Origin of the sequence: Agromyces cavernae (assembly GCF_021044935.1) — a bacterium.
Lineage (GTDB): Bacteria > Actinomycetota > Actinomycetes > Actinomycetales > Microbacteriaceae > Agromyces > Agromyces cavernae.
Genome location: NZ_JAJNMP010000002.1, coordinates 721,348 through 739,930 on the forward strand (window position 1 = coordinate 721,348; position 18,583 = coordinate 739,930).

11 protein-coding genes and 1 tRNA gene are annotated in these 18,583 nt (G+C 69.9%); 3 read left to right on the forward strand and 9 right to left on the reverse strand.

Features of this window, described 5'->3' with window-relative positions; genetic code table 11:
- Positions 1-2: 2 nt before the first annotated feature.
- From LQ757_RS09450 to LQ757_RS09475, 6 genes are all read right to left on the reverse strand, one after another.
- Entirely contained in the window at positions 3-5,357 is a 5,355-nt protein-coding gene (locus LQ757_RS09450) for an Ig-like domain-containing protein (protein ID WP_231046956.1), read from the reverse strand.
- A gap of 127 nt (positions 5,358-5,484) precedes the next feature.
- Entirely contained in the window at positions 5,485-6,198 is a 714-nt protein-coding gene (locus tag LQ757_RS09455; RefSeq protein WP_231046957.1) for an FHA domain-containing protein, read from the reverse strand.
- Entirely contained in the window at positions 6,195-7,913 is a 1,719-nt protein-coding gene (locus LQ757_RS09460) for a serine/threonine-protein kinase (protein WP_231046958.1), read from the reverse strand. Before LQ757_RS09460 ends, LQ757_RS09455 begins: the two co-directional genes overlap by 4 nt.
- Complete coding sequence (locus tag LQ757_RS09465) at positions 7,913-9,070, reverse strand: FHA domain-containing protein (protein ID WP_231046959.1); 1,158 nt, start codon at positions 9,068-9,070, stop codon at positions 7,913-7,915. The genes LQ757_RS09460 and LQ757_RS09465 overlap by 1 nt, the downstream gene beginning before the upstream one ends.
- Positions 9,063-9,935, reverse strand: a complete 873-nt coding sequence (locus LQ757_RS09470) for a PP2C family protein-serine/threonine phosphatase (RefSeq protein WP_231046960.1) — start codon at positions 9,933-9,935, stop codon at positions 9,063-9,065. Before LQ757_RS09470 ends, LQ757_RS09465 begins: the two co-directional genes overlap by 8 nt.
- A gap of 118 nt (positions 9,936-10,053) precedes the next feature.
- Positions 10,054-11,115, reverse strand: coding sequence for a TerC family protein (locus LQ757_RS09475; RefSeq protein WP_231046961.1), 1,062 nt, complete (start codon positions 11,113-11,115; stop codon positions 10,054-10,056).
- Positions 11,116-11,326: 211 nt separating this feature from the next.
- Here LQ757_RS09475 and LQ757_RS09480 point away from each other — a divergent pair, with 211 nt between their 5' ends.
- Positions 11,327-12,073, forward strand: coding sequence for a TIGR00645 family protein (locus LQ757_RS09480; protein WP_231046962.1), 747 nt, complete (start codon positions 11,327-11,329; stop codon positions 12,071-12,073).
- A gap of 113 nt (positions 12,074-12,186) precedes the next feature.
- On the opposite strand, the gene LQ757_RS09485 is transcribed toward LQ757_RS09480, so the two are convergent.
- Positions 12,187-12,259, reverse strand: a tRNA-Glu gene (locus LQ757_RS09485).
- A gap of 75 nt (positions 12,260-12,334) precedes the next feature.
- Positions 12,335-13,237 carry a diacylglycerol/lipid kinase family protein gene (locus LQ757_RS09490; RefSeq protein WP_231046963.1) on the reverse strand — a complete coding sequence of 301 codons (903 nt, stop codon included), beginning with the start codon at positions 13,235-13,237 and terminating at the stop codon, positions 12,335-12,337.
- A gap of 79 nt (positions 13,238-13,316) precedes the next feature.
- On the opposite strand from LQ757_RS09490, the gene LQ757_RS09495 reads away from it, so the two are divergent.
- Together LQ757_RS09495 and LQ757_RS09500 are read left to right on the forward strand one after the other, a co-directional pair.
- Positions 13,317-13,955, forward strand: coding sequence for an MBL fold metallo-hydrolase (locus LQ757_RS09495; protein WP_231046964.1), 639 nt, complete (start codon positions 13,317-13,319; stop codon positions 13,953-13,955).
- A 353-nt stretch (positions 13,956-14,308) separates the two neighbouring features.
- Entirely contained in the window at positions 14,309-16,159 is a 1,851-nt protein-coding gene (locus LQ757_RS09500) for a YhgE/Pip domain-containing protein (protein ID WP_231046965.1), read from the forward strand.
- A gap of 57 nt (positions 16,160-16,216) precedes the next feature.
- Here LQ757_RS09500 and LQ757_RS09505 read toward each other — a convergent pair whose 3' ends face one another.
- Complete coding sequence (locus LQ757_RS09505; protein ID WP_231046966.1) at positions 16,217-18,508, reverse strand: transglycosylase domain-containing protein; 2,292 nt, start codon at positions 18,506-18,508, stop codon at positions 16,217-16,219.
- Positions 18,509-18,583: the final 75 nt, after the last annotated feature.

The following is an 18,583-nucleotide window of genomic DNA, read 5'->3' on the forward strand; positions in this document are numbered from 1 at the left end:
GGTCACCACGTGTTGTAGCCGATGTTGTTCCACTGGGATCCGCTGATCGCACCCAGCGTGCGCGACGTGCCTCCGCTGACGTTCTCGAAGCGCACGGCGATCGTCTCGCCCGCGGAGCGTCGCCCGAGGTGATTCTCCAACTCCAGACGCCCGTTCGCGCCGACGTCGTAGGTTCCCTTCCAATTGCCCCACGAGCCGTTGACCGTCACGTAGACCTGGTAGCGACCCGGGTCCATATCGGTCCAGGTGATGCGCACGTTCGCGCACCCGCCGCCGCCGCTGTCGCACGCTTGGCTGCCGCCCTTGCCGATCGAGCCCGATGGCACCGGCGGCGGAGCGTTCTGCACGCCCACATTGACCGATGCGATGGTGCTCGTGCCACCGCCGTTGTTGTTCACGGCGCGCACGTCGACCCGGTGGGTGCCGGCACCGATCCCGCCGAACGAGGTCGACGTGCCGCTCACGTTCTTCCAGTTTCCGCCGGCGATACGGGCTTCGTAGTCCACTCCGCCGCCCCCGGTATTGCTCGGAGCGTTCCAGTAGACGTTCACGGTCGTCGGCGCGTATCCGGCAGCGTCGGCGCGCAGGTTGCGCGGCTCGCTCGGACGCCCGTACGGCGTCGCAGACGTACCGCCCGATGGCGCACCCCACCCGATGCCGTTCTCGGCGCGAACGGTGAACCGATACGTCGTGCCGTTGGTGAGCCCGCCGATGGTCTGGTCCACACCCGCAGCCGAGGCGTCGAACATCTGCGAACCGCCGTTCCACTGCACTTCGTATCGAGTGATCGGCGAGTTGTTGGTCGCCGGCGCTGCCCAGCGCACGGTCGCCGTTCCCTCGGCCGCCGAGACCACCGGGGCGTTCGGAGCGTCGGGCTCGTCGCGCACAGTGACCGTGACGCGGCCCTGGGTCTCGCGGGCCGGATCCCTCGTGCCGTCCTGGATGCGATAGATGACGCTGAGCGTGCCGGTGAACGCCGCACCCGTGCGCACCGTGATGCCGGTCTCGGTGAAGCTCACCGACGCATTCGACCCGACATCGACCTGATCGATCTCGGCGGCGACGACGCGCAGCGGCACCCCGTCTTGCTCGAACGGGTTGAAGTCGTTCGCGAGCACGTCGACGGGGGTCGACTCGCCGCGCTGCATGTACACGGGGCCGTCGTCGTTCGCCTTCGGCAGCGCGCGGGTCGACGAGACCACCTTGATGTCGACGTAGCCGGGCACGGTGAACTCGTTGAAGTTCACGTCGAACGTGAGCCGGGTCGCGGCGCCGGGCTGCACGCCGAGCGGCGACGACACGCGCAGCGTGGCCCCGTCCACGATCTCGGCCGTGATGTCACCGGTCGTTCCGGCGAGGTTCGTGTACGTGATGCGCTCGATGTTGTCGGGGTTCGGCTGATCGCTCGACGCGCGCAGGTCGAACTCCCTCGGCGCCTCGCCGGCCTCGATCGTCTCGGAGCGCGGTGTGAATGTCGGCGGCGTGTCGTTGAAGTCGGGGTCGCCGACGGTGATCGGGATCGTGAGCACCGCCTTACGGCCGATCGGGTCGTCGGCGCTCGAACCGTCGGTGACCTCGAACGTCAACGACGCCTCGCCGCGATAGTCCTGCGCTGGTGCGTACCGCAGGGTCGTTCCGTCGACGAACGCCGGTTCGCGCGCGTTGGTCGACGACGCCGTCAGGATGAGCGCCGGATTGCCCGACGGCACCTCGACGAGGTCGGAGACGCTCCACTCGATCTGCCCGTTCATGGGCACGATGACCTGGCCGATGTCCTTGAGGAACGGGGCGGGGAACTTCGCGCGCTCTTCGGCGGCGAGCTCTTCGGGCGTCTTCGGCTTCTGCGTCTCGGTGACGGGCTGCTCCTCGCCGCTCGGCACCGGCGGCACGATCACGAACGCCATCGCGTCGAGATCGTCGAGCTCGTTCGTCAGTCGATAGGCGACGGCGTAGCGCTGGCGACCGGGCGTCACGTCGATCGTGCCGTCGTCGTGCACCTCGGCGCGGTCGGCGTTCGGCCCCTCGACGGTGACGGCAAGGTCTTCGACGAGGCCGCCGGGGTTCGTGGCATCGCCCAGCGGGCTGACGGTGATGGGCGTGTCGTCAACGACCTGTTCGGGCTCGATGACCTGGTCTTCGGCCGTCGGCGGCAGGATCACCGCGTCTTCAGTGACCGCGATCTGTAGGAAGGCCGTGTCTGCGCCGCCGTGGCCGTTCGAGATCTCGTAGCGGATCGTGTACGCGCCTTCGGCGTCGGGCGCCTCGACGACGACCCGCCGGCGGTCGCGGATCTCGGCCGAGATCCCCTCGTCGACCTCGGGCAGGTCGGCGACGTGCAACTGGAACCCGCTCGGATCGGAGTCGTTGAGCAGCACCTCGACCGACGCCGTGCGCCCGGGCTTCATCTCGATCGTGTCGTCGACGGCCTTCGGGGGCAGCTGCACCGCCGGACGCGGGATCACACCGATGCGGATCGTTCCGGTGGCGGTGGCGCCGAGCGTGTCGCGCAGCTCGTACGAGAACTCGTCGGTGCCGGCCGAACCCGAGAACGCCTCGTACGTGAACGACGTGCTCGTGCGCTCGATCACGCGACCGAGGTTCGGGGCGACGGTGATGCCGGTGAGCATGACCGAGTCGCCGTCGGGGTCGAGGCCGTCGAGCGGCACGTCGATCTTGACCGCCGACCCTGCGAAGGTGCGTGAGGTGAGCGGGGTGGGCAGCGGCGCGCGATTCTCGCCGGCATCGCGCGCCACGACCGTGAAGCTCACGGTCGCACGGGCGGTCTGCTCGAAGTCGTCGCCGATGGTGTACACCACGGTGTGGACACCGGGCTCCTCGGGAGCCTGGTAGCGCACGGTGTCGCCGTCGACGAACGCGAGGCCGGCGAGCGCGTCGGTGTCGGCGAGGTCGGGCAGGACGTGCAGTGCGGCGGCGTCGGGGTGGTAGTCGTTCGCGAGCACGGGAACGGTCACGATGTCGCCGGCCCGCACGTTGACGCCGTCGTTGATCGCCACGGGCGGCTGGTGCTTCACGAGCGGCGGCACCGGCACGACGGTGACGGTCGCGGTCGACGAGTTCACGCCGTCGGAGACGGTGTACGCGAACTGCAGCTGCCGGTCGAGGGCTGCCGATGCGGTCACGCGCGTCACGGTGTTGGTCAGGATCTCGACCGACACGAGCCCTTCGGTGGCCGCGTCGTCGATGGACTGCACGGCGAGCACCCGGCCTGACGGCGAGACGTCGTTGGCGAGCACCGGCACCGAAAGCGGTTCACCGGGTCGCAGGTATGCCGTGTCCTTCACGGCGATCGGCGCGGGAGCGGCGTCGGGCGGTTCGGTCACCTGAACGCGCAGCAGGCCGACGCTCACGGTGGCACCCGCGCCGAGGTTGTAGAGGAAGATGTACTCGCCGGGCTCGCCGCCCGAGAACGCGATCGTGCCGCGTTCGAGGTTCGGCGTCACGGATGCGCCGTCGGGCACGCCTTCGACGCCGAGCAGCTCGAGCGCCGCGCCTGAAGGTGACAGGTCGTTGGCGAGCGGCTCGATGAGCTCGGTCTCGCCGACGAACACCTGGGCGAAGTCGGGAGTGCCGATGGGGTTGAGCGAACCGGTCGGCTTCACGTCGACGACGAGGGTTCCGGCCGCGGTCGCCTGCCCGTCGCTGACCGTGAACTTCACCTCCTTGAGGCCGAGCTCGGCCGACTTGTGCTCGAACGTGAGGAAGCCGTCGGGGCTCGATCGCACCGAGTCGCCGCCGGTCGGCGACGCGTTCACGAGGTAGAGGTCGTCGCCGTCGGGGTCGTTCCAGTCGGCGAGCACGTTGTACGAGATCTTCTGGCCCTGCTCGACGCTCACGGCACCGGAGCGCATCGAGACCGGTGCCGTGTTCTCGGATTCGGGAACGATGCGCACGTTGACGGATGCCTCGGCCACACCCGCGCGGCCGTCGTCGACCGAGTACCGGAACGACACCGAGCCCGCCGCGCCCTCTGCCGGCGAGAACTGCAGGGCGCGCCCGCCGTCGATGAGCTCGAGCCTGCCGGAGGCCTCGGACACGTCGGTCGTCGAGGCGACCGTGAGCACGTCGCCGTCGGGGTCGGTGTCGTTCTCGAGCACCTCGAGGATGGTCGTGCGGCCCGGGCGCACGCCGTACTCGTCGTCGCGGGCGAGCGGAGCCCGGTTCTGGTCGGTGCGCTCGGCGAGCGTGTCCTCGAAGGTCTGCTGCGAGCTCTTCTCCTCACCCTCCTCCTCTTCACTCTCTTCGGGAGGAGTCACCTCTTCCCAGTTGTCGACGAGCCGCAGGTCGGAGTCGACGAGCCACGCGTTGCCGTTGGTGAGGTTGTTCAGCACGATGACGTCGCGGTTGACGCGGAACTCAAGACGGGACCCGCCGGTCGGCTGCTCGATGTCGAGCAGCGTGGGCTCGCCGTCGCCGCACGCGGCGAGGTAGCGGCCGGTCTCGGCCCACGCGCCATGCACGCAGCCATCGAGCTGCACCGGCGCCGCGACATCCGCAGCATTCGTCGTCGACCCCGGCGAGCCGTTGTCGAGTTCGCGCACCTCGCCGCCGTCGAGCGGCACCTCGAGCAGGCCCGCCGCGGTGGCGACGTACGCTGCGTCGTGCTCGGCACCCGACTGCTGCAGCCGCAGTCCTCCTTCAGGGAGCTCGATGCTGCGGTCGTCGACGATGAGGGTGTTCGATTCCTCATCGAACACGACCGCGCGCTCCCCGACCGCCGCGAGCTGGTGCGCGCCGAGCTTCGGCACGGCCCGCTCATGGGGTTCGTCGGCGCCGCGCTCGAATCGCAGCAGCGTCGACTCGCCGTCGGCGGTCGCGAACACCGTGCCCTTCGGGCTGACCGCGACGTGTCCTTCGCCGCCGAGCTCGACGATCGGGTCGGTACCGCGCCAGTCGAACGACAGCTGGTCGCCCGCGGCGACCGTCCAGAGCTCGCCCTTCGGCGACAGCACCGCCAACACGTCGCCGCCGTACGCGATCTGCGAGGACGGGGGCACGTCGATGCGCTCGACGAGCGTCGTGAACGACGGGTCGATGCGCTCGATCGACCCCACGCCCGGGTCGTAGAGGAAGGCGTCGCTGCCGTCCTGGAACACGTCGACCTCGTTCGAGGCGGTCGAGACGGCCGCGTCGAGCTCTTCGATCTGACGGTTCAACCGACCCGCGAGGAGGTCTTCGGCGTTCGTCACCCAGACCTCCCGGGCGTGCAGCTCGGGATCGGTGACGGGGTAGCCCTGATGCAGTACCGCGAACCCCAGCGGCACACCGGCGAGCACGGCGATGGCGGTTCCCGAGGCGATCGATCTGCGCGCGCGAACCCACGCGGTGAATCGGCTCAAGATCGTCTCCCCGGGGGCGTCCGTCGGTAGGGTTCGTCGGATGGGCACGCTCAGACACGCGGGCCGGGCATCAACCTAACATGTGCCGTTCGTCCCCCGATATGGGGAGGTCTCCCCGTCGCCGTGTTCACCCATCGTTCACCGCAGACGCGTCGCCGTCGCCGTCGAGGAGCACCAGGTCGTCGACGCTCACGAGCCGTGTCGCCACGGCGTACTCGACGAGGCGCGCGCGACGGTTCGTCGCGAGCCTGCCGCGTCCGCCACGCAGCCCGTCGACGCCGAGCTTGTCGAGCTTCTCGCACACGTTGTCGAGCTTGCGGTTGAAGGTCGTCATGCTCCACCCGAGGCGCGCGGCGGCTTCGGCGGAGCTCGGCACGGGAGCGCGGCCCGCGGTCGGCTGGGCGAGCACGTTCTCGGCGAGGGCGACGACGAGCTGGCGCTGGCTCGTCGTGAGCGTCACCGGCAGCACCGTGGTGCTGCCCGCCGCGCTCGTCGCGGTGAGCGAGGTGTTGTAGAAGTCCTCTTCGGCGTGCACGGTGAAGTCGTAGGTGGTCGCGCCGGCGCTGAACATGACGTGCACGGTCTGGAACACGAGCGGCAGCTTCGCGCCGGGGGCGACCCATGCCTGCACGCTGCCGGTGGCGTCGGAAACGGTCGCCGAGAGCAATTGACCGACATTCGCGAGCCACCACAGCCCGTACTCCGACGAGAGCGTCAGGAACGTTCGGTGCAGGTACGGGTTGTCGTCGATCGTGAGGTCGGACTCGCGGCCGATGGTGAACGGCGCGCCCGCCTCGACGGTGTACCACTCGCCGCAGTACTCGACCTTCAACGGCCTCATCCGGAGCATCCCCTCACCGGCTCTGACGTCTTGCTTCCGCGCTGCACCTGCACGTCGATGCACACGCTCCCCGCGCCGGCATCGGCCACCGTGATCGTCGGCCCTTCTGCCACTTCGGTCTGCCCGCTGCCGTCGGCGCGCTTCCAACGGTATCGGTCGCCGTCTTCGGCGCCCTCGTGCGAGACGGCGAAGGCGACAGATGTCCCGTCGGCGCTCGTGACGCCCGGTTCGACGATGGGCGCCGGAACCGTCGCGGCGATCACGGCGTCCTCGCCGGGCGATGTCGGCCCGGTCTCGGCAGTGGGGGGCGAGACGCTTCCCGACAGTGCGATCGCCACGCCGATCACCGCTGCGACGATCAGCGCGGCGGCAACCCCGATGATCAACCCGAGCCTCGAGCGCCGCGGTGCGGTGTCGTCGCCGGACCCGCTCCCCGCGGGAGGCGCGGTGAGCGCCGTTGCCGTCGGCGCCGCCCCGGTTCGGCGGGGCCGCACCACCGTGGCGTCGGTCACATCGCCGGCGGGCGCGTCCGCTCCGACGGACGCTCGCGTGCGCACGACGGTGCCGTCGTCGACCGGCGCGGCGGATGCCGATGCGATGCCGCCCGGCAGCGGGGGCTGAGCTGCGATCTGCTGGGGGGCTCGGGGACGCGTGCGGTCGTCGTCGTGCGCAGGGGCCGGCGCGATGGGAACGGGCGCGATCGGCGCGCTGCGCGGCGACTGCGCCTCGACCGTGCGGACCGATCGCGCGCGCGTGGCATCGGCCGCGTCGTCGTCGGACGGTGCCTCGCGCGAGGTCGCGAGGTTCGGCACCTCGATGCTCGTGGCGGCATACCCGAGCTCGAGTTCGACGCGCTGCAGCGCCCGGGCGAACTCGACCGCGCTCGGGAATCGGTCGTCGCGGCGCGTGGCCATGCCCTTGGCGAGGACCGCCGTGAGGCTGCGCGGCACGTCGGCGCGGTCGATGGGCGTGATCGCGCCGCGCTCGATGCGCCCCATGAGGTCGAGCGAGCCGTTGGGCCGGCCCGGGATCTCGAACGGCGTACGACCCGCGACGAGTGTGTACACCGTGGCGGCCAGCGAGAACACGTCGCTGCGGGTGTCGGGCTTCGGGTCGTCCTCGAACATCTCGGGCGGCGACCACGGCACGCTCATGCCCACCGCCGACTGGCCCGATCCGGTCGCCGAGGCCTCGGGGGCGGTGACGGTGTGCACCGGGAGCTCGCCGTCGAGGTTCGACGAGATGCCGAAGTCGGTGAGCGCCGGCCACCCGTAATCGTTCGTCAGCACGTTCGCGGGCTTGATGTCGCGATGCAGGATGCCGGCGGAGTGGGCGGTGGCGATCGCGCCGGCGAGCCGCACGCCCGTGCGCAGGGTGTCTTCGATCGTGAGCGGCTGGCGCTTGTATCGCTCCGAGAGGCTCGGCCCCGAGCAGTACTCCATGACGAAGTAGGGGCGGCCGTCGGTCGAGACGTCGGCGTGGAAGATCGTGACGATGAACGGGTGGGCCGACAGCTGCGCCATGAGGTTCGCCTCGGCCACGAACTGCGCCCGCGTGTCACGGCCGAGCTCTTCGGTGAGGAGCACCTTCACGGCGACCTTTCGCCGTGGCAGCTTCTGCTCGTAGAGGAACACGTCGGCGAAGCCGCCGGAGCCGAGCAGGCCGAGCGAGGTGTAGCCGGGGAGGTCAGGCGGTGTCGACGGTGCCCGGCGCATCAGGCGCCGACCACCTGGAGCGTGCAGCCGCCGCCGAGATCGACGACGGTGCCGATGAGCACCGGCGTCGGCTCCCCCGCGCGCAGCTTCACGGGCGGCTTGCCCGGAGCGACGACGAGCGTGCCGTTGCGGGAGTGCAGGTCGGTGACGACGACGGTGCCGCCCTCGAGCGCCAGTCGCACATGGCTGCGCGAGATGTCGGGGTCGCCGTGGCCGATCGTGACCAGGCGCGGAAGGCGCCCACCTGAGACCTTGCTGACGCTGGGCGCGCGGCCCAGCACGAGCTCGTGGCCGATGGGTTCGAGCGCACCGTCGGGCAGCCGCAGTTGCGGCTGCGGCGCGGGGGGTTCGGCGCTCTCGCCGCCCTCAGTGGGCACGAGGGTCACGTCGCCGACCTTCGACGCATCGTGCTCGGCTCGCAGCCGGCGGATGTCGACGCTCGCTATGGTCAGGCCATCGTGGTCGCCCGGGTCGCGCTGGTCGCTCGCCGCCGCGAGCGTCGGCGCGGGGATCGGCTCGATGAAATCGGTCACGGTCGCTTCGTCGACGGACGCGATCGTGTGCTCGGATGCCGCGACCACGGCCGGTGCGACGAGGGTCGCCGATTCGGAGGAGATCGGGTCGGGGGCCGGAACGGCGCGAGGCGCGGGCGGCGCAGACGCGCCCGTCACGGGCGCGGGCGGCGTGGCTGCCTCCGCAGGAACGACCGGAGCTGCGGACGTCGATCTCGCGGGCACGGCCACTCGCCCGGCAGGCACGACGCCGTCGACGATCGGGAACCACGCTTCACCGGCTTCGGCGCCGAGCGCCGCGATCTCGACCTCGGCTGGTGCCTCGAGCAGGCGCTCGGTCCAGGTCGACACGTCGACCCCTGAGATCCGCGTGCTCCCGGCGGTGACCTCGAAGCCGCCCCGTACGAGCACGCGCACCGTGCCGGCTGCGGTGGGCCGGGTCCACGTGACGAGCGCGAAGTCGGGGGTGCTGCCCAGGCCGCGCGCGGTGAGCCGCTCGATCACGGCCGTCGTCGAGTCGGGCGACAGCGCCGGCCAGAGCTCGCCGACCGTGGCCGCGGCGTCGTCGCCCGCGACGACCAGCACGACACCCGGCCGTACCCCGGCCACGCGCCGTCCCGACCCATCGGACAGGTAGTCAGCCATCTGCGCCCCCTTCGCCTCGCGGCCTCGTGGTCTCGACCGATTCGTGACCGCGATCACGCGTCGCCTCGCCGTCGTCGTCGCCCTCACCGATCATCGACTCGACGACGACGACGCTGACGTTGTCGCGTCCGCCGTGCTCGAGCGCGGCATCGACGAGTTCGCCCGCCATGCCCGCAGCGTGCACGGCGTCGCCCGCGAGGATCGCGGCGACCTGCTCGTCGTCGAGCTCTTTCGTGAGCCCGTCGGAGCACACGAGGAACATCTGCCGCCCGGCCGCCGGAATGAGCCAGATGTCAGGATCGACGACCTCGTCGGCCCCGAGCGCGCGCGTGATCACGTTGCGGTCGGGGTGCCGTTCGGCATCATCGGGGCCGATCAGCCCCGCATCGACGAGTTCCTGCACGGCCGAGTGGTCGACGCTCAGCTGCTCGAGCCGGCGGCCGTCCCACGCGTAGACGCGCGAGTCGCCGATGTTGAAGACCATCCAGTGGAAACCGACACCGTCGCCGGTGTCGACGAGCACGACGCCCGCGAGGGTCGTGCCGGCGACCGCCGTGCCCTCTTCGCCCTCGTCGCTGAGCGCCCGGACCGCCTCGTTCGAGGTGTGGATCGCGTCGAGCACCTGTTCGGGCGAGGGCGGGACGCCCGGCTCGAGGTGCCGCCGGAAGGTCGCGACGACGGCCTGGCTCGCGGCATCGCCCTTGGCGTGCCCGCCCATGCCGTCGGCGACGAGGTACACCGGTGCCTCGGCGAGGAACGCGTCCTCGTTCACCGCGCGCACGCGGCCCACGTCGGAGCGGGCGGAGTGCGCGATGCGCGCCGACCCGCGCGTCAGTGAGACGACGCCCTCGACATCACCTGGCACGGGTCTCCTCTGAGGGGGTTCGGGACGGACTGCGATCGTCGGCACTGCGACCGGTGCCGCCGCGTCGCCCATACACGCTAGCAACTCCTGCGCGGGTGCGCGGCCCCCTGTGGAATGCCTACCGCTCGGCGCGGTCGGCCTCGTCGGCGCGATCGGCCTCGGCGGTGAAGTGCGGCACCTCGTCCATGAGCTTGTGCCCACGGCTCTTCGCATCGACACGTGCCTTCACGAGGCTCGCGATCGTTGCGACGGCCATGGCCGCGACGATCACGCCGAGCGAGACCCACGTCGAGATCTCGGGCGCCCACTCGATGTGCTCGCCGCCGTTGATGAAGGGCAGCTCGTTGACGTGCATCGCGTGCAGCACGAGCTTCACGCCGATGAACGCGAGGATGAACGCGATGCCGTACTTGAGGTACTCGAGCCGCTCGAGCAGGCCGCCGAGCAGGAAGTAGAGCTGTCGCAGACCCATGAGCGCGAACACGTTCGCCGTGAAGACGATGAACGCGCTCTGGGTGATGCCGAAGATCGCGGGGATCGAGTCGAGTGCGAAGAGCAGGTCGGTCGTGCCGATCGCGATGAAGACGATGAGGATCGGCGTGAACATGCGGGTGCCGTCGACCGTGGTCTTGAGCTTGATCCCGTCGTAGTCGTCGGCGATGCGCACGCGCTTGCGGAGCATCCGGATCAGCGCGCCCTCGTTCTCCCCTGCGTTCTCCTCGCGGTGCAGGAACGCCTGCTGGATCGCGGTCCAGATGAGCCAGGCGCCGAAGATGTAGAAGACCCAGCTGAAGTTCTCGATGAGCTGCGCGCCGAGCAGGATGAAGATGCCCCGGAAGAGCAGAGCGAGCAGGATGCCCACCATGAGCACCTCCTGCTGCATCTTCTTCGGCACCGCGAATCGAGCCATGATGATGACGAACACGAAGAGGTTGTCGATCGAGAGGCTGTACTCCGTCAGCCACCCTGCGATGAACTGCCCGGCGAACTCACCGCCCGCGAACACGAGCATCAGCACCGAGAAGATGAGCGCGAGCACGACGTAGAACACGACCCAGAGCGTCGACTCGCGGAACGACGGGATGTGCGGGCGCTTGATGACGAGCAGCAGGTCGGCGATGAGGATCAGGGTCAGGACGACGAGCGAACCGACTTCGAACCAGACGGGAAGTTCGAGCACAGGGAGCCTTTCGGGGATTCGGGGACGGCGGAGGTCCGAAAGTCTCTCCCAGCTCCGCCGTGACGGCCCCCGCGACCGGAGCGCCCTCAGCGGCGCTCGTATTGACGATCGTGGGTCGAGGCGGTGGCCCCGCGGGATACTCCCCTTCGCATCGGGAAGTCTATCGGATGCCGCGCCGTAGACTCGTACCCCCTCGAGAGCAAGGAGACACGTGAGCGCCCAGACGACGCCCTCACCCACCAGCACGCCGCAGACTCCCCCGCGAGCGCGAGCGATCGGGCTGTTCATCTTCACGAGCCGTTGGTTGCAGGCACCGCTCTACCTCGGGCTGATCGTCGCCCAGGCGATCTACGTCGTCGTGTTCATGATGGAGCTGTGGCACCTCGGCGAAGAGGTGCTGGCCGACCCGACGCACCTCGACGAGGCGAGCATCATGCTCGCCGTGCTCGGCCTCATCGACGTCGTCATGATCGCGAACCTGCTCATCATGGTGATCATCGGCGGCTACGAGACCTTCGTGTCGAAGATCGGCGTCGACGGACATCCCGATCAGCCCGAGTGGCTCTCCCATGTGAACGCGAACGTGCTCAAGGTGAAGCTCGCGATGGCGATCATCGGCATCTCGTCGATCCACCTGCTGAAGACCTTCATCGAGGTGGGGCCGATGACCGATTCGGGAGTCGGCAACGGCGAGGAGAAGTACACGCCGACGGGCGTCATGTGGCAGGTCATCATCCACTGCGTGTTCATCCTGTCGGCGCTGGCGCTGGCAGCGATCGACCGGATGTCCCAGCACGCGGCGCCTGCCGCGCAGGCGGCCGAGCAGTCGCACGTCGTGCTGCACCCCGAACCCGGTGCCGCCCACCTGGCAACGCATCACCACGCAGCGCCGCACGCCCAGCCCGCAGCACCGGCGGTCGCGACCGGCCGCGAGCCTGGGGCCGGCAACGTGCGCTGAACGGATGTCCCGTCGAGCCGGTCGTTCGCGCGGACCGGCTCGACGGCCCGCGGCCCGATGCCGCGCCCTGGAAATGCAGAAAACCCCCGGGTGACCGGGGGTTTTCGCTGTTGTGACCCCAGCGGGATTTGAACCCGCGCTGCCGCCGTGAGAGGGCGGTGTCCTAGGCCGCTAAACGATGGGGCCGAATCGACAACTTGAAGAGTATGACACAGGCCCGTGGGCTCCGCCAAATCGACCACCCCGGGACATCCGACGATGTCAGGCGAACACCGAGATCGCCCCCGGGACGACCTCGATCTCGATCGGGAGCTTGCCGATGCGCTCACCGTCGGCGTAGGCGATGACGTCGTCGGCCTCGATCACGAAGTGTCCCCCGGTCAGGAACTCGACCGCCGGGTGATCGACGTGCGTGCCGGCGAAGACCTTGGGGAACACGGCGATGAACCGCGCGCGCGAGAGCGGGTGCACGATGAGCACGTCGAGCGTTCCATCGGCGAGATCGGCGTGCGGCACGATGCGCATGCCGCCGCCGAACGACGAGTTGTTGGCGACCGAGACGAGCATCGCGCGCTGCTCGCGGCGGATGCCGTCGATCGTCAGCGTGTACCTGCGGGGACGGAACGTGGCGAGTTCGCGCAGCATCGCGAGCGTGTAGCGACTCGGCCCTCGCGGACGGGACATCCGATTCGCACGCTCGTTGACGACCGCGTCGAAGCCCGCCGAGACCACGCTCGCGAACCACGTCGAGCCCACGCCGTGGCGGATGAGCCCGGCGTCGATGCGCCGCGGCGGTCGCCCGAGGCGATCGACGAGCGCGTCGATCGCCTCGGCCGGGTCGTCGAACGGCAGGCCGAGGCCGCGTGCCAGGTCGTTGCCGGTGCCCGCGGCGACGATGCCGAGCGGGATCTCCGACTGGGCGACGAGGTTCACGCCGAGCGACGCCATGCCGTCACCGCCCACGACCACGACGCCGTCGGTGCCCTGCGCGACGGCGGACTCGGCCTCGCGCCGCAGCAGTTCGATGTTCGCCTCGCGCAGCATCGACACCGCATAGCCCTCGGCCAGCAGCCGCTCCACGACAGCCGCGCCGACCCACCGATTGCGCCCGAACGACGCCGCCGGGTTCACGGCGACGACGAGGTGCGCAGGCGTATGCGACATGGTGTGATTCTGGCAGGCACGCGGGGCTGCGCCGCGCAACGGGTTGCGCCGCGTCGCGACCCGGGTGTTGGCTCTGAGCATGCGCCTCACGAAACTCGAACACGCCGCCCTCGTCATCGAGGACTCGGGCGACCGGCTCTTCATCGACCCCGGCAAGTTCACGACGCCGATCACCGAGTCCGCGGGCGCCGTGGCCGTCGTCATCACCCACCAGCACGACGACCACTGGACGCCCGACCAGCTCCGTCGCATCATCGAGGCGAACAGCGAGGTTCGGCTCTTCGGCCCGGCGGGCGTCGCTGCGGCGGCATCGGACTTCGGCATCGAGGTGGTCGACGCCGGCGACGAGGTCGAGGCCGGACCCTTCCGACTGCGATTCTTCGGAGGGCGGCACGCGGTCATCCACCCATCGATCCCCGTCATCGACAACGTGGGTGTGCTCGTGAACGACGCGCTCTACTACGCCGGCGACTCGTTCACCGTGCCCGAGGGCGTCGCCGTCGAGGTGCTCGCCGTGCCGGCCGCCGCGCCGTGGATGAAGATCAGCGAAGCCATGGACTACGTCGAGGCCGTCGCGCCGCGCCGAGCGTTCCCCACGCACGAGATGCTGCTCTCGCTCGCCGGAAAGGCGCTGTCGAACACGCGACTCGCCTGGGCGACCGAGCAGGGGGGCGGGGAGTTCCTGGCGCTCGAACCGGGTGACACGATCGACTTCTGACCACGGGTCGTCATCGGCCCCGACTGTGGGTTCACCCGCAGCAGCGTCGCCGCCATGTCGGACATCGACAACGATCGGCGAGTTCACCGCCGGATCGTTTGGTGAACAGCACACAACTTCGGCCGTGAACCCTGCGGGAACCTCCAGCGCTGCTACATTCATGCCACCCTCAGGGACTGCGGTACCCGGCGGCACCGACGATGGCGCCGCACGATTCGCATGTCGGCCCTCCTGACGGCGCGACATCCCGCAGATCGCGCGATGCGCACTCGATGACCCGCACCGTCATCGTCTTGCACCCACCCCGGGCGATGACGCGCGCCGTCGTGCCCGAGCGACCACAGGAGCCCTCAATGACGAGAATCGATTCCACAGCACACCAGCACGGCACGGGGGTGAAGGTCACGGCGGTGATCCTCGCGATCGCCCTCGTCGCGCTCGCCGCGTTCTTCCTGCTCACGACCGGCAAGCTGCACGACGGCGCCACGCTGCTCTCTTCGGGCGCGGGGCAGGCCGACGACGGCGCCACGCAGGTCGCCGACGGCGCCGCCCAGCTCTCGACAGGCGCGGGCGACCTCGAGGAGGGCGCCGCGAAGGCCGATGCGGGTGCCGACAAGCTTGCCGCAGGGGCCACGTCGGCTGCCGCGGGTGCCGCCAAGCTCCAGGCGGGTGCCGACAAGTCCGCTGCAGGCGCCTTCGCGTTGGCCGACGGCGCCGCGACGAGCGCGAACGGAGCGTCGGAACTCAGCAACGGCGCCGACCGGCTCGTCGCCGGCGCCGGTGACCTGAACAGCGGCGCACAGCGATTGAATGCGGGGATCGGCGCGGCGAACTCGGGCGCCACGCTGCTCTCGGCCGGCATCGGCGCCGCGAAGATCGGCGCGGGCAAGGTCGCGGCCGGCAGCGCGAGCATCGCCGTCGGAACCGGCGATGTGGCGGCAGCGAATGCCGCACTCGCAACCGGTGCGGCGAAGCTGTCGGGCGGCGCCACGCAGTTGTCTGCCGGCGCGGCGCAGCTGTCTACCGGCGCGGCGCGGCTGGCTGCCGGCGTCGAGCAGGTCTCCGCCGGAACGGCGCAGGCGAAGACCGGCTCGGGCGCGCTCGCGGGCGGGCTCACGTCGTTGAGGTCGGGCACCGCCACGCTGCAGGCGAGCGGCGAACAGCTCAAGACCGGAGCCGCGGCACTCGGCGCCGGAGCCGGCCAACTCGAGGCTGCGAACGCGCAACTCGCTGGCGGGCTCAGTGCACTGCATGACTCGCTCATCGCAGCGGGAGCTGATTCCGCCCTCATCGCTCAGGTCGCACAGTTGCGCGACGGCGCGATCAGCGCGCGCACCGGCTCGACGTCGCTCTCCGACAACGCCGACACCCTCGCCTCGGGCATGTCTGCACTGCAGGGCGGCATCACGTCGACGAAGAGTGCAGTCGACTCGCTCCAGGTCGGTGCAGCCTCGCTCTCGTCGGCGCTCAACCGCCTCGCCGTCGGCGCGGCCGAAGCCTCGAACGGAGCCACTCTGCTCTCGGACAACGCCGTGCTCATCGCCGCCGGGTCGGGGCAGCTCGCCACCGGGTCGGGGCAGCTGGCCGATGGCACGGGGAAGGTCGCGGCGGGCTCCGAGCAGGTCGCCGCGGGCGCGAGCGCACTCCGCGCCGGTGCGGGCAGCCTCGCCGCCGGCACCAACACCCTCTTCACCAAATCCGGCGAACTCGCCGCAGGCACTGACACCCTCTTCACCAAGTCGGGCGAACTCGCCGCAGGCACGGACCGCCTCGCGACGAAGTCATCCGAACTCGCCGCAGGGGCCGGGCGGCTGGCCGACGGCACGCAGCGGCTCTCCACCGGGGCGGGCACCCTGTCGGTCGGCGCGAGCGCGCTGAGCGCAGGTGCGGGCAACCTCGCCGCAGGCACGAGCACCCTCTCGAGCGGCGCAGCCGAGCTGGCCGACGGCACGCAGCAGCTCGCCGACGGGAGCGCGACCCTCGCGTCAGGGGCCGGCGAACTCGCCGCCGGCGCCGGCGACCTCAGTGACGGCAACGGGCAGCTCGCCACCGGCACCGAGACCCTCGCCGCGGGCACGTCGACGGTCTCGCCGATGACGTTGCTCCCCTGGCTGCTCGTGCTGCTCGGCGTCGCGGCCGCCGCGATCGCCGCGTGGATCGTGCACCGCGTGCGGTTCCGCAGCGCGGACACCGCGACCGTCTAGTCACCACACCCGAACGGGGCGGTCGAGATCCTCGACCGCCCCGTTCGCGCGCCGCGTTCAGTCGTTGCCGCCGCCTCCACCGTTGCCGTTGCCGCCGTTGCCACCATTGCCGTTGCCCTGGCCGCCGCCGGGCCCGTCGCCACCGCCGTCGGTGCCGCCACCGCCGTCGGAATCGCCTCCGAACGACTCGACCGGGCCGGGCGCGGCCTCGGTGAAGACGCCACCGCCGTACTTCGCCGCGGCGACCGACATCACGACCGGCCACATGCGGTGCCGTGCGGTCGCCGCCTGCCCGCTGTCGAAGAACGTGCCGCGCTGATTGCGGTCCCCCGTGACGCTGACCACGGCCGCCACGGTCGCGACCTTCGTGCTCGCGCCGGCCATCCACGTGTCCTTGGCGCCGTCCGTCGTTCCGGTCTTGCCGATGAGCGGCACGTACGGCACGGTGTTCTGGTCTGACTGCTGCGCCGTACCACTCGTCATGACCCGTCGCAGCGCGTAGTGCATGCTCGCGGCGACTTGGGGCGAGACCGATGTCGCGCACGTCGACTTCGGCGGCGCGACCTCCTTGCCGTCGCGGCCGATGATGCGATCGATCGCGATCGGGGTGCACGTGACGCCGTTGTTCGCGATGCCGGCGAACGCGACGGCGAGGCTCAGCGGCGCGATCTCGTTCGTGCCGATCACGGTCGAGGGACTCTGCTCGAGCGGGTTGCCGTTCGCACGGTGCATCCCGAACGCCTCGGCGGTCTTTCGGATGCCGCAGAGGTCGAGTTCCTTCGCCATGCCGACGAACCCGGTGTTGATCGATGCGATCGTCGATTCGAGCGCCGAGTAGTTGCCACCCGATTCGTCGGCGTCGTTCCTGGGGTTCCAGGCTTCGGCATTGGTGTTCCAGTCGCCCAGGCAACTGTCGCGGAAGGTTCCCCAATTCGACTTCGGCGCCGAATCGACGCGCTCGCTGAGCGAATGCCCCTCGTTCAGCCATTGCGCGAGCGTGAAGACCTTGTAGGTCGACCCCGGCTGGAACCCGCTCGACCCGCCCTTCGAGAAGTCGGTGTTGTAGTTGACGCTCGTGTACTGCGGACCCCTCTGCAGCACGAGCGGATCTTGGCTGTACAGCTTGTTCTGCACCATGGCGAGCACCCGACCCGTGCCGACCTGCACGCTCGAGATCACTCCGCCGACGTCCCATCCGGGGTAGGTCATGGGCACGTTCTCGCGCATCGCCCGGTCGGCGGCGGCCTGCAGCTCGAGGTCGAGCGAGGTGTAGACGTCGTAGCCGCCGCGGCGGAAGTTCAGCATGCGCGTCTCGGCGTCTTCACCGAAGATCGGGTCGGTCTGGAGGATGTTCTTCACGTAGTCGCAGAAGTACGCGTTCGCGCCCGCCGTGTGGCAACCGGTGCTCGGCTCGACGATCTTCGGCTCGACCGGGGTGGCGACCGCCTCGTCGTACTGTTCGCGGGTGACCTTGCCGAGGGCGAGCATGCGGCCGAGGATGTAGTTGCGCCGGCCGAGGTTCTGCGCGTAGCCGTTCGCGACGCCGTTGGTCTCGCTGTTCGGCTTGTCGAGCTGGAACTTCACGGGATTGTTCACGATCGCCACGAGCGACGCCGCCTGCGCGAGCGTGAGGTTCGACGCCGAAGCGCCGAAGTAGTAGTTCGCCGCCGCCTCGATGCCGTAGACCGTGCCGCCGAAGCCCGCGATGTTGAGGTAGCCGAGCAGGATCTCGTCTTTGCTGTAGCGCTTCTCGATGCCGATCGCGAGCCGCATCTCCTTGATCTTGCGGTCGATGGTCGTCTCGGTGACCGCGTCGTAGCAGTCCTCTTGGACGGCCTCGTCGGGATTCAGCTCGCACTCCTGCACCCGCACGTTCTTGACGTACTGCTGGGCGATCGACGAACCGCCCTGCGTCTCACGCCCGCTCGCCGTCGTCACCGCCGCACGCAACGTGCCCTGGATGTCGACCCCGCCGTGTTCGAAGAACCGCGGGTCCTCACTCGCGATCGTCGCGTCCTTCACGTCCTGATCGATCTGGCTCCATCCGACCTCGACGCGGTTCTGGTCGTAGAACGAGGCGAGCAGCACCGGCTTGCCGTCTTTGCCGGTGGCGTAGATGTTGCTCTTCTCCGACAGCTCGTCGATCTCGAGGTACCCCGGCAGGTTGTCGAACATTCCGATCGTGCCGGATGCCGCGAGCCCGACCATCGCGATCGCCGGCGTCGCGGCGGCCACCACGAGGGCAGCCACTGCCGTGCTCGCCGCAAGGAGCCCGACGAACCCGCCGATGACGCCGACCGGGGTCCGCGTCTCGGCGAAGTCCCGGTTGCGCTTGTTCCGTTCGACCATGGGCAGGGTCCCCCGCGGTGAGTGTGCGATCGTTCTCCATCAATGCAACCTCAGCGAGCGCGCGCTGTCCAGCAG

Bases quoted from the DNA above. Each gene is read 5' to 3' on its own strand.
- LQ757_RS09505 (WP_231046966.1), bottom strand. From the start codon at position 18,508: ATGGTCGAACGGAACAAGCGCAACCGGGACTTCGCCGAGACGCGGACC.
- LQ757_RS09495 (WP_231046964.1), top strand. From the start codon at position 13,317: ATGCGCCTCACGAAACTCGAACACGCCGCCCTCGTCATCGAGGACTCG.
- LQ757_RS09490 (WP_231046963.1), bottom strand. From the start codon at position 13,237: ATGTCGCATACGCCTGCGCACCTCGTCGTCGCCGTGAACCCGGCGGCG.
- LQ757_RS09465 (WP_231046959.1), bottom strand. From the start codon at position 9,070: ATGGCTGACTACCTGTCCGATGGGTCGGGACGGCGCGTGGCCGGGGTA.
- LQ757_RS09455 (WP_231046957.1), bottom strand. From the start codon at position 6,198: ATGAGGCCGTTGAAGGTCGAGTACTGCGGCGAGTGGTACACCGTCGAG.
- LQ757_RS09500 (WP_231046965.1), top strand. From the start codon at position 14,309: ATGACGAGAATCGATTCCACAGCACACCAGCACGGCACGGGGGTGAAG.
- LQ757_RS09460 (WP_231046958.1), bottom strand. From the start codon at position 7,913: ATGCGCCGGGCACCGTCGACACCGCCTGACCTCCCCGGCTACACCTCG.